The 11,664-nt window shown below is 61.2% G+C and carries 13 protein-coding genes; all 13 read left to right on the top strand.

Features of this window, described 5'->3' with window-relative positions:
• Positions 1-127 precede the first annotated feature (127 nt).
• The 13 genes from NO932_RS08715 to nuoK all read left to right on the top strand — a co-directional run bounded on the left by NO932_RS08715 (position 128) and on the right by nuoK (position 11,608).
• Complete coding sequence (locus NO932_RS08715) at positions 128-727, top strand: outer membrane beta-barrel protein (protein ID WP_309210791.1); 600 nt, start codon at positions 128-130, stop codon at positions 725-727.
• Positions 728-929: 202 nt separating this feature from the next.
• Positions 930-1,445 carry a hypothetical protein gene (locus NO932_RS08720; RefSeq protein ID WP_309210793.1) on the top strand — a complete coding sequence of 172 codons (516 nt, stop codon included), beginning with the start codon at positions 930-932 and terminating at the stop codon, positions 1,443-1,445.
• Positions 1,446-1,759: 314 nt separating this feature from the next.
• Entirely contained in the window at positions 1,760-2,125 is a 366-nt protein-coding gene (locus tag NO932_RS08725) for an NADH-quinone oxidoreductase subunit A (protein ID WP_309161419.1), read from the top strand.
• Positions 2,116-2,694, top strand: coding sequence for an NADH-quinone oxidoreductase subunit B family protein (locus NO932_RS08730; RefSeq protein ID WP_309161418.1), 579 nt, complete (start codon positions 2,116-2,118; stop codon positions 2,692-2,694). Before NO932_RS08725 ends, NO932_RS08730 begins: the two co-directional genes overlap by 10 nt.
• A gap of 9 nt (positions 2,695-2,703) precedes the next feature.
• Positions 2,704-3,306 (top strand): NADH-quinone oxidoreductase subunit C, encoded by a 603-nt coding sequence (locus NO932_RS08735; protein ID WP_309210795.1) that lies wholly within the window; start codon positions 2,704-2,706, stop codon positions 3,304-3,306.
• Positions 3,303-4,505: an NADH-quinone oxidoreductase subunit D gene (locus NO932_RS08740; RefSeq protein ID WP_309210796.1), complete on the top strand. Its 1,203-nt coding sequence runs from the start codon at positions 3,303-3,305 to the stop codon at positions 4,503-4,505. The genes NO932_RS08735 and NO932_RS08740 overlap by 4 nt, the downstream gene beginning before the upstream one ends.
• Entirely contained in the window at positions 4,505-5,731 is a 1,227-nt protein-coding gene (nuoE, locus tag NO932_RS08745; RefSeq protein WP_309210797.1) for an NADH-quinone oxidoreductase subunit NuoE, read from the top strand. The genes NO932_RS08740 and nuoE overlap by 1 nt, the downstream gene beginning before the upstream one ends.
• A 12-nt stretch (positions 5,732-5,743) precedes the next feature.
• Positions 5,744-7,051, top strand: coding sequence for an NADH-quinone oxidoreductase subunit NuoF (gene nuoF / locus NO932_RS08750; protein WP_309210799.1), 1,308 nt, complete (start codon positions 5,744-5,746; stop codon positions 7,049-7,051).
• Positions 7,052-7,055: 4 nt separating this feature from the next.
• Positions 7,056-9,059 carry an NADH-quinone oxidoreductase subunit NuoG gene (nuoG, locus tag NO932_RS08755; protein ID WP_309210800.1) on the top strand — a complete coding sequence of 668 codons (2,004 nt, stop codon included), beginning with the start codon at positions 7,056-7,058 and terminating at the stop codon, positions 9,057-9,059.
• 72 nt (positions 9,060-9,131) lie between these two features.
• Entirely contained in the window at positions 9,132-10,166 is a 1,035-nt protein-coding gene (gene nuoH, locus NO932_RS08760; protein WP_309163762.1) for an NADH-quinone oxidoreductase subunit NuoH, read from the top strand.
• 11 nt (positions 10,167-10,177) lie between these two features.
• Entirely contained in the window at positions 10,178-10,666 is a 489-nt protein-coding gene (gene nuoI / locus NO932_RS08765) for an NADH-quinone oxidoreductase subunit NuoI (RefSeq protein ID WP_309161412.1), read from the top strand.
• A gap of 9 nt (positions 10,667-10,675) precedes the next feature.
• On the top strand, positions 10,676-11,281 hold the full coding sequence (locus tag NO932_RS08770; RefSeq protein WP_309210801.1) for an NADH-quinone oxidoreductase subunit J: 606 nt from the start codon (positions 10,676-10,678) through the stop codon (positions 11,279-11,281).
• 12 nt (positions 11,282-11,293) lie between these two features.
• Positions 11,294-11,608 carry an NADH-quinone oxidoreductase subunit NuoK gene (gene nuoK, locus NO932_RS08775; RefSeq protein WP_309161410.1) on the top strand — a complete coding sequence of 105 codons (315 nt, stop codon included), beginning with the start codon at positions 11,294-11,296 and terminating at the stop codon, positions 11,606-11,608.
• The last annotated feature ends 56 nt before the right edge of the window (positions 11,609-11,664 follow it).

Consider the following 11,664-nt stretch of genomic DNA (forward strand, 5'->3'; position numbering starts at 1 on the left):
CAACAGATGTGCATTTGATGGCGGTTTAGTGCCGATTTGGGGGTCAAGAAACGGCAAGGGGGGTTGGAATCAGACGAGAGTTGGGCAATATCACAACAACCAACCCCCGTGCTGTGAGGTACTTGAAATGAACGTACTTAAGACTGCTCTGCTCGCCGCTGCGTCGATGACCGTCGCTTCGGCTGCTTTTGCCGCTGACCCGATCATGCCGGCTCCTACCCCCATCGTACCCGTTGTTGATGACTCGTCCGTTTGGGATGGCTTCTATGCTGGTGTTAACGCTGGCTATGGCTGGGGCGAGTTTGACGATGGTGCTCTCACCACCGACATCGAAGGCTGGCTCGGTGGCGCTCAGCTCGGTTACAATGCTGCTTTCGGTGGTGTCGTAGTTGGTGTTGAAGGTGACTACCAGTTCTCCGACATCAAGGAAGGTGATCTGGGCATCAATCACTTCGGTACCGTCCGTGGTCGCATCGGTGCTGACCTGGGTGGCTTCCTGCCCTACATTACCGGTGGTATTGCCTTCGGTGAACTCGACAACGATATCGATGATGCCGAATATGGCTGGGGCTGGGCCGCTGGTGCCGGTGTCGAAGCCATGGTCATGGACAACCTGTCGGTCAAGGGTGAGTATCTCTACACCTCGTTCAACGAAGTTGAGTTTGATGCCGGGGACGCTGACGCCGAAGCTCACATCGCTCGCGTCGGTCTGAACTTCCACTTCTAAGATTTATGCTGGCGACGCGGGGGCACCGCCAGCTTGATCTGATCGTGAACGGCCCGGCTTCTGCCGGGCCGTTTGCTTTTGCGGGGCGCTCGAAGATCTTTGTAATTTTAGTAAAGTCTTATCCACGTTGAGAGGCTTGGCTTGGAGCGCTGTGCGCTCGCCGCGATAATGGCGTCAATTAACCTTAATGGAGTGACGCCCCATGTCTCTTGCCCTTCGCCTTGCTGCTCTTTTGACTGCCACCACCGCGCTCACTGCCGCGGCACAAGCGCAGGACTATGGTCCATATGGCTATGGCGGCGGCGGAATGGGCGGATATGGTTTCGATTGGGACGGATTTTACGCCGGCGTCTATGGCGGCGGCGTCCCGTTCGGTGAAACCTCATTGAATGCGGGTGTCTTTACCGGCGTCAACGTATCACTGGATTCCGCGGTGTTCGGCGTTGAGGCGCAACTTGGTGCTGACTTCGCCGATGATTCGACCAGCTTCGACGCCCTGGTCCTGGGCAAGGGCGGCATGGCCTTCGGTGACGCCCTAGCTTACGCCACCGGCGGTCTGGGCGTCGTCTCGGGCGATTGGGGCTATGCCGTGGGCGGCGGCGTCGATTACGGCTTCACTGATTACATGAGCGTTCGCGGCGAGGTGCTGGGCACCGGCCAATGGGGCGACATGCCCGATGATATGCGCGTGTCTGCCGGCGTCGCGTTTCATATGTAGCAGCCGCGCAAGCGGGCAGGGCGATCGCTCGCGAATCGATCTCGGAAATGTGTTCATCGCTGATGGGCCGGAGCGTGTGGTTTGCGCCCCGGCCCGTTGGTGTGTTCGCGCCGAAATCGTAGGTTTGCGCTAGCGAAAGCCGTGTGTATACAGGCAGTTCGCGCGCTTAAATATGATTATTTTTATCAATTTTATGCCCCCTTGAAACCGCATAGGGGGTGGGATAAGCCCTGTGCCAACGACAAGGGCTCGCGTAGCCGCGAGTCCTCTACGCCCCGGCGCCCGCCGGGACTTCAGCGAAGGCTTGGCTGTCTATGAACGAACTGCTTAGCGCTTACCTGCCGATTCTGATTTTTGTTGGGCTTGCCGCTGTTATCGGTTTAGCGCTTCTGGTTGCTCCGTTCCTGATCGCCGTAAAACGCCCCGACCCGGATAAGGTCTCGGCCTTCGAATGCGGTTTCGATGCCTTCGAGGATTCGCGCATGAAATTCGACGTGCGCTTCTATCTCGTCGCCATCCTTTTCATCATCTTCGATCTCGAAGTCGCTTTCCTGTTCCCCTGGGCCATCGCGTTTGGGGAAGTGGGTTGGTTCGGATTCTGGTCGATGATGGTGTTCTTAGGGGTGCTTACTATCGGCTTCATCTATGAATGGCGCAAGGGAGCTCTTGAATGGGATTGAGCGACAATACGACGCTGGTGGCGCCTAAACCCCGCGGTGTCATCGATCCGGCCACCAATGCCCCCATCGGCGCGACCGATCCTTATTTCGTCGACGTCAACAACGAGCTGGCCGATAAGGGCTTTCTGGTTACGGCGACCGATGAGTTGATCAACTGGGCCCGCACCGGCTCGCTCATGTGGATGCAGACCGGACTGGCTTGCTGCGCCGTCGAGATGATGCAGATGTCGATGCCGCGCTACGATATCGAGCGCTTTGGCACTGCCCCGCGCGCATCCCCGCGCACTTCGGACGTCCTGATCGTTGCCGGCACATTGACCAACAAGATGGCGCCGGCGTTGCGCCGGGTCTACGACCAGATGCCCGAGCCGCGCTATGTGATTTCGATGGGAAGCTGCGCCAATGGCGGCGGTTACTATCATTATTCCTATTCGGTCGTGCGCGGCTGCGATCGCGTCCTGCCGGTCGATATCTATGTGCCGGGGTGCCCTCCGACCGCCGAAGCGCTGCTTTACGGCATCCTGCTGCTGCAAAAGAAGATCCGCCGCACCGGAACGATCGAGCGATAGGGCCAGCCGATGGACAACTCTCTTTCCGAACTCGGCGAGTACATTGCGCTCAAGCTTGGCGAAGCCGTCGAAGGATATGGCGTGGCCTATGGCGAGCTGACCCTTGAGGCCAGGCCCGATGCCATCGTCAACGTCATGCGCACCTTGCGGGACGATCCGCGCTGCCAGTTCATCTCCATCATCGATGTCTGCGGCGTCGATTATCCCGACCGCGCGCAGCGCTTCGATGTCCTTTATCACCTCCTGAGCCCGCACCAGAACAATCGGATCCGCGTGCGGGTGATCGTGGATGAATTCACCCCCGTTCCTTCGATCACCGGCGTATTTCCCGGCGCCAACTGGTTCGAGCGCGAAGCTTACGATCTTTACGGAATTTTGTTCTCTGGCCACCCCGACTTACGTCGTATTCTCACCGACTACGGGTTCGACGGGCACCCTCTGCGCAAGGATTTCCCGCTCACCGGCTTTGTCGAGGTCCGCTACGACGAGGAACGCAAGCGCGTGGTCTACGAGCCGGTGCAACTGGCGCAGGAATTCCGGAACTTCGATTATCTCTCGCCCTGGGAAGGCACCGATTACGTGCTGCCCGGTGACGAAAAGGCCAAGCAATGACGCAAGCTGCTTCTGAAGTCGACGTCAGGACCTTTACTGTCAATTTCGGTCCTGTGCATCCGTCCGCCCACGGCGTGCTGCGTCTGGTTCTCGAACTGGATGGCGAGGTCGTCGAGCGCGTCGATCCCCATGTCGGCCTGCTTCATCGCGGAACCGAAAAACTCATAGAGCACAAGACCTATCTTCAGGCCGTTCCCTATTTCGACCGCCTCGACTATGTGGCGCCGATGAACCAGGAGCACGCTTTCGCGCTGGCCGTCGAAAAGCTGCTCGGCATCGAAGTCCCGTTCCGCGGGCAGTTGATCCGCGTGCTGTTCTCCGAGATCGGCCGTTTGCTCAGCCACTTGATGAACGTCACCACTCAAGCCATGGATATCGGAGCGCTCACCCCGCCGCTGTGGGGTTTCGAGCAGCGCGAAAAGCTCATGGTGTTTTATGAGCGGGCCTCTGGTGCCCGCATGCACGCTGCCTATTTCCGCCCTGGCGGCGTCCACCAGGATCTGCCGCAGACGCTGATCGACGATATCGCGAAATTCTGCGAGGATTTCCCCAAGGCGCTCGACGATATCGATAGCCTTTTGACCGAAAACCGCATCTTCAAGCAGCGCAATGCCGATATCGGTGTCGTGACGCTCGATGAAGCGTGGAGCTTCGGGTTCTCCGGCGTCATGGTCAGGGCTTCTGGCGCCGCATGGGATCTGCGCAAGGCCCAGCCCTATGAGTGCTACGATCGGCTCGATTTCGACGTTCCGGTTGGCCAGCATGGCGACTGCTATGATCGCTATCTCATCCGCATGGAAGAGATGCGTCAGTCCAACAAGATCATGAGGCAGTGTATCGAGCTGCTCAATTCGCCCGAAGGGCAGGGGCCGGTTTCCACCACCGACGGCAAGGTCGTTCCGCCTAAGCGTGGCGAGATGAAGCGTTCCATGGAAGCGCTCATCCATCACTTCAAGCTTTACACCGAAGGTTATCGCGTTCCCGAAGGCGAGGTCTATGCCGCCGTCGAGGCGCCCAAGGGCGAGTTCGGCGTCTATCTTGTCTCCGATGGCACCAACAAGCCTTATCGCTGCAAGATCCGCGCACCCGGATTTGCTCACCTCCAGGCCATGGATTTCCTGTGCCAGGGGCATCTGCTCGCTGACGTCACGGCCATCCTGGGTTCCCTCGATATCGTGTTCGGAGAGGTTGACCGCTGATGAGTGTGCGCCGCCTAGCAGACGAATCCGTCCAGCCCGCCAGTTTCGCGTTTTCCAACGACAATGCTGCCTGGGCGCAGAAGCGCATCGCCATGTACCCCGAGGGCCGGCAGCAGTCGGCGGTGATCCCGCTGCTCATGCGTGCTCAGGAGCAGGATGGCTGGATTTCCCGGGCGACGATCGAAACCGTCGCCGACATGCTCGACATGCCCTATATCCGCGTGCTGGAAGTGGCGACCTTCTACACCCAGTTCCAGCTCCAGCCGGTGGGCACGCGTGCCCACATCCAGGTCTGCGGCACCACCCCTTGCATGCTGCGCGGGGCCGAGGACATCAAGGCCGTCTGTCAGAAGCATATCCACGCCGACCCGCACCATCTCAACGCAGATGGCACGTTGAGCTGGGAAGAGGTCGAATGTGCCGGCGCCTGCGTCAACGCTCCCATGGTCACCATCGGCTTCGACACCTATGAGGACCTCACCCCCGAGCGCTTCGAGGAAATCCTCATCGCGTTCCGCGACGGCAAGGGCGATACCATTAAGCCGGGCCCGCAAAACGGGCGCAAATTCTCCGCTCCGCTTTCGGGTCAGGTGACCCTGCTCGAGCCGATCCGTCCCGATGCACCGCATCGGCAGTCCGGAATTGTCGAGGAGCCCGATGCGACGGCTCCCGGCCGGATGCGCGACATTCCTGAGGAGGCCGCTCCCGCGCTCAGGACGCCCGTTCCCGAAGAGGACAAGGCGAGCGTGGAGGAAGTCGAAGCCGAAAAAAGCGAAACGATGGGCGACACCAGGCGCGAGCCCGATCAGGCTGGGCGCGAGGGCGCGACTGGCGCTGAATCGCCGGCCATCGAAAAAACCGGCAGCGAAACCGGTGAAGAAACCAAGACGACCGGCCGCAGCGGCGATTCCGAGAACCGCCCGCTGGCCACGGCGCTTGGCACAACGCCTGACAGCACGCCCATGTTCGAGCGCCCGGCTGGCGCACCGGACGATCTCAAGCTGATCTCGGGCGTCGGTCCCGGCATCGAAGCCAAGCTCAATAGCTTGGGCATCATCACCTATGCCCAGATCGCCGCGCTGTCGGATGCCGATAGCGAGCGTGTCGAAGCGGTGCTGAATTTCAAGGGCCGCATGAACCGTGACAATTGGAAGGGCCAGGCCAAGGCGCTCGTGGACGGTGGAATCGACGAATATGTCCGCGTCTTTGGCAAGAAGCCGCGCTAGGGGATTTGAACGATGCTGAGCGACAAGGACCGCATTTTCACAAATCTCTATGGGCAGGACGATTGGGGCCTTGAAGGGGCCAAGCGCCGTGGCTCCTGGAGCGGCACCAAGGATCTGCTCGACCAGGGGCGGGAATGGCTGACCAACGAGGTCAAGGCCTCCGGCCTGCGCGGCCGTGGCGGCGCTGGGTTCTCGACCGGCCTCAAATGGAGCTTTATGCCCAAGGTCAATGATGGGCGCCCGCATTACCTCGTCGTCAACGCCGACGAATCCGAGCCGGGCACCTGCAAGGATCGCGAGATCCTGCGCCACGACCCGCATCATCTGATCGAGGGCTGCCTGATTGCTGGCCGCGCCATGGATGCCCACAAGGCCTTCATCTATGTGCGCGGCGAATTCATGCGCGAGCGTCACCGGCTCGAAGCTGCCGTGCAGCAGGCTTATGACGCGCGCCTGATCGGCAAGGATAATGTCCATGGCTGGGACTTCGATATCGTCGTCCACCACGGCGCAGGGGCCTATATTTGCGGCGAGGAAACCGCGCTTCTGGAATCGCTTGAAGGCAAGAAGGGACAGCCGCGTCTAAAGCCGCCGTTTCCGGCCGGTATGGGCCTTTATGGTTGTCCCACCACCGTCAACAACGTCGAATCCATCGCCGTTGTGCCGGAAATCCTGCGGCGCGGTGCCTCCTGGTTCGCGGGGCTCGGCCGCGAGAACAACACCGGCACCAAGCTCTTCTGCGTCTCGGGCCACGTCAACAATCCGGCGACCTTCGAAGAAGAGATGGGCACGCCCTTCGAGGAATTGATCGAAAAGCATTGCGGCGGCATCCGTGGCGGCTGGGACAATCTCCTGGCGGTCATTCCCGGCGGCTCCTCGGTTCCCTGCGTTCCCGGCGAGAAAATCCGTACCGCTTACATGGACTTCGACGGACTTCGTGAAGTGGGATCTTCGCTCGGCACCGCCGCCGTGATCGTCATGGACAAGTCCACCGACATCATCAAGGCCATCTGGCGCCTCTCCGCTTTCTACAAGCACGAAAGCTGCGGTCAGTGCACGCCCTGCCGCGAAGGCACCGGCTGGATGATGCGCGTGATGGAACGCATGGTGCGTGGCGAAGCGCAAAAGCGCGAAATCGACATGCTGTTTGCCGTCACCAAGCAGGTCGAAGGCCACACCATCTGCGCCCTGGGCGACGCGGCCGCTTGGCCGATCCAGGGCCTGATCAGGAATTTCCGTCACGTCATCGAAGAGCGGATCGACGCATACACCTACAAATCCACTTCCGACGGTGCCGTTCCGTCGGTTGCGGCGGAGTAAGCCAATGGCGCAAATCAAGGTCGATGGCGAACTGATCGAGGTTCCCGATCACTTCACGCTGATGCAGGCTGCCGAGGCGGCGGGCGCGGAAATTCCGCGCTTCTGCTACCACGAGCGCCTCTCGGTCGCCGGCAATTGCCGCATGTGCCTTGTCGAAGTGAAGGGCGGGCCTCCCAAGCCCCAGGCGAGCTGCGCCATGAGCGTGCGCGACCTGCGCCCTGGGCCCAATGGTGAGCCACCCGAGATGTTCACCAACACGCCCATGGTCAAGAAGGCCCGCGAAGGCGTGATGGAATTCCTGCTCATCAACCACCCGCTGGATTGCCCGATCTGCGATCAGGGCGGCGAGTGCGACTTGCAGGACCAGGCCATGGCCTATGGCGTCGACACCTCCCGCTATTGGGAGAACAAGCGCGCCGTGGAAAACAAATATATAGGCCCGCTGGTCAAGACGATCATGAACCGGTGCATCCACTGCACTCGTTGTGTGCGCTTCACCACCGAAGTCGCCGGCGTCTCCGAGCTCGGCCTGATCGGCCGCGGCGAGGATGCCGAGATCACCTCCTATCTCGAACAGGCGCTGACCAGCGAATTGCAGGGCAACGTCATCGACCTCTGCCCGGTCGGCGCGCTGACCTCCAAGCCCTACGCCTTCCAGGCTCGCCCCTGGGAGTTGAGCAAGACCGAGACGATCGACGTGATGGACGCCGTCGGCTCGAATATCCGCGTCGATGCCCGCGGCCGCGAAGTCATGCGCATTCTCCCGCGCACGCATGAGGGCGTCAACGAGGAGTGGATTTCCGACAAGACCCGCTTCGTCTGGGACGGCCTGCGCACCCAGCGCCTCGACCGGCCATATGCCCGCAAAAGGGGCAAGCTGCAGCCCGTGGATTGGACCGAGGCGCTGAACAGCGCCGCCAAGGCATTGGGCGGGGCAAAGAAAGTCGCGGGCCTCGTCGGTGATCTGGTTTCCACCGAGGCCGCCTTTTCGCTCAAGGCCCTGGTCGAAGGACTGGGGGGCAACGTGGAATGCCGTGTCGACGGGGCCAAGCTGCCCATCGGCAACCGCTCGGCCTATGTCGGCAACGCGGCCATCGCCGATATCGACAGCGCGCAGATGATCCTGCAGGTGGGAGCCAATCCGCGTGTCGAAGCGCCGGTCATCAACGCCCGGATTCGCAAGGCGTGGCTCAATGGCGCCAAGATCGCCCGCATCGGCGAGCCGGCCTCGCTCACCTATGACGTGAGCGACATCGGGAACGATCGCGCCGCGCTGATCAGGCTCGCCGACATGGACCACGACGACAAGCACGGCGTGGCCGGCGTCATGATCGTCGGGCAGGGCGCCCTCACCGAAGCCGACGGCGAAGCGGTGCTGAGCCAGGCGATGAAGGCGGCAGACAAGGCCAAGTCCAAGTTTCTCGTGCTGCACACGGCCGCCTCGCGCGTTGGCGCGATGGATGTCGGTGCCGCGACCGATGGCGGCCTGGAAGCGGCAATGGATGGCGCCGATGTCATCATCAACATGGGTGCCGACGAGATCGAGATCGCGCCGGGCGCCTTCGTGATCTATATCGGCTCGCACGGCGATCGCGGCGCCCATCGCGCCGATCTGATCCTGCCTTCGGCCGCCTATACCGAAGAGTCCGGCATTTTCGTCAACACCGAGGGCCGTCCGCAAATGGCCCAGCGCGCCGTGTTCCCTCCGGGCGATGCCAAGGAGAGTTGGGCCATTCTGCGCGCTCTATCGGGGCATGCCGGCACGGTTTTGCCGTGGAACAGCCTCGCGCAATTGCGCAGCGCAATGTTCGAGAAGCACCCGCATCTGGCGCAGATCGATGCGGTGCCGGACAATGGCTGGAAGCCGATCCGCGCGAAAAAGCCGGGCGATGCGGCCTTCCGCAATGCCGTCAGCGATTTCTACCTCACCAACCCCATAGCCCGCGCATCCGCCACCATGGCCGAATGCTCGCAGCTCATGGCGGGTCTGAAACAGGCCGCAGAGTAAGGCAGCGATATGGACTGGATTATCTACGCGCTCGACTATCTCTTCGGTGTGCCCATCATCGGTTTGGGCACCATGGTCGGGTTTGTCTGGAAGGCACTGCTGCTGCTCGTCGCGCTCCTGGTCTTCACGGCCTATATCCTGCTGGCCGACCGCAAGATCTGGGCCGCCGTCCAAATCCGCCGCGGCCCCAACGTGGTAGGTGCCTTCGGTCTGCTGCAGAGCTTCGCCGATCTGCTCAAGTTCGTCCTCAAAGAACCGGTGATCCCCGCCGGCGCCGACAAGGCCGTCTTCATCCTCGCCCCGCTGGTCACCGTTCTTCTGGCGCTCGCCGCCTGGGCCGTGGTTCCGCTCGACGAAGGCTGGGCACTGGCCGATATCAACATCGGCATCCTCTATATCTTCGCCATCTCCTCATTGAGTGTCTATGGCGTCATCATGGCGGGCTGGTCGTCGAACTCGAAATACCCGTTCCTGGGCTCGCTCCGCTCGGCAGCGCAGATGGTCTCCTACGAAGTCTCCATCGGCTTCGTCATCATTACGGTGTTGCTCTGCGTCGGCTCACTCAACCTCACCGACATCGTCCTCGCCCAGCAATCGGGCGGACTTGCCACCATGCTCGGCGTCCCTTGGCTGACCATTCTCAACTGGTACTGGCTGCCGCTGTTTCCGATGTTCGTGATCTTCTTCATCTCGGCGCTGGCCGAAACCAACCGCCCGCCCTTCGACATGGTTGAAGCCGAATCCGAGCTCGTCGCCGGCTTCATGACCGAGTACGGCTCCACCCCCTACATGATGTTCATGCTCGGCGAATATGTCGCCATCATCCTCATGTGCGCGCTCACCACCATCCTGTTCCTGGGCGGCTGGAGCGCGCCGGTGGACCTGCCCCCCTTCACCTGGATTCCCGGTGTCGTGTGGTTCGTTCTGAAGGTCTGCCTCGCCTTCTTCATGTTCGCCATGGTCAAGGCCATGGTGCCCCGTTACCGCTATGACCAATTGATGCGTCTGGGCTGGAAGGTCTTCCTGCCCATCTCGCTGGCCATGGTCATCATCGTCGCCGCCGTCCTCCAGCTCACCGGCTGGGGCTGGCATGGCGGCATGGCATAAGGAGAGAGCCCATGAGCGCCTTGCGGTTCCTCGACGCCCTGTTCCTGCGCGAGTTCGTGTCGACCTTCTTTTTGGCGATGCGCTATTTCTTCTCGCCCAAGCCCACCATCAACTATCCCTTTGAAAAGGGTGCCGTTTCCCCGCGCTTCCGTGGCGAGCACGCCCTGCGCCGCTATCCCAATGGCGAAGAACGCTGCATCGCCTGCAAGCTCTGCGAGGCGATCTGCCCGGCCCAGGCCATCACCATCGAGGCCGGTCCGCGCCAGAACGACGGCACGCGCCGCACGGTCCGTTACGACATCGACATGGTCAAATGCATCTATTGCGGCTTCTGCCAGGAAGCCTGCCCGGTCGATGCCATCGTCGAGGGGCCGAACTTCGAATTCGCAACCGAGACGCGCGAAGAGCTCTATTTCTCCAAGGAGCGTCTCCTGGCCAATGGCGATCGTTGGGAGCGTGAGCTCGCCGCCAACATCGCCCTCGACGCACCGTACCGTTAGGAGCGACAGGTGACCTTGCCGCTGTTTTTCTTCTACCTGTTCTCGGCCGTCGTCGTCGCCTCGGCGATCATGGTGATTTCCTCGCGAAATCCCGTGCACTCGGTGCTGTTTCTCATCCTCGCCTTCGTCAACGCCGCCGGCATTTTCATGCTGGCGGGCGCGGAGTTCCTCGCGCTCATCCTGGTCGTCGTTTATGTCGGCGCCGTCGCCGTGCTGTTCCTGTTCGTGGTGATGATGCTCGACGTCGATTTCCGCGCGCTGCGCCAGGGCGTCATGCAATATGCGCCCATCGGCTTCGTGGTTGGCATCATCCTGTTGCTCGAACTGCTGCTGGTCGCCGGTTCGGCGTTCATCGTTCCCCAGGCGGCGGGAACCGGGGCGCTCCCGATCGATGCCGGCGTTGAAAACACCAGGGCACTCGGGCAAGTGCTCTACACAAATTACATTTATCTGTTCCAGGCGTGTGGCCTTGTGCTGCTGGTGGCCATGATCGGGGCGATCGTCCTCACTCTGCGCCATAAGCCCAACGTCAAGCGCCAGGACATTGCGGCCCAGGTCGCGCGGGGCAAATCGGGCGTTTCGACCGTCAAAGTCGAGAGCGGAAAAGGGTTGTAGGGGGAATAAAAGATGACACCGGTTATCGGGCTCGGTCACTTCCTGACCGTAGCGGCCATTCTGTTCACCATCGGGGTGTTCGGAATCTTTTTGAACCGCAGGAACATCATCATCATCCTGATGTCGATCGAGCTCATCCTGCTCGCCGTCAACATCAACCTCGTGGCCTTCTCTGCCCATCTGGGCGATCTGGTCGGCCAGGTATTCGCGCTTCTGATCCTGACCGTCGCCGCCGCCGAGGCCGCCATCGGCTTGGCGATCCTCGTGATCTTCTTCCGCAACCGCGGCTCCATCGCGGTTGAGGACGTCAACATGATGAAGGGCTAGAGCATGATCCCGAAAAGTGAATACCGGTTTTCGGAAAAGATCATGCTCCAACAAGA

Source organism: Pelagibacterium sp. 26DY04 (assembly GCF_031202305.1).
GTDB lineage: Bacteria > Pseudomonadota > Alphaproteobacteria > Rhizobiales > Devosiaceae > Pelagibacterium.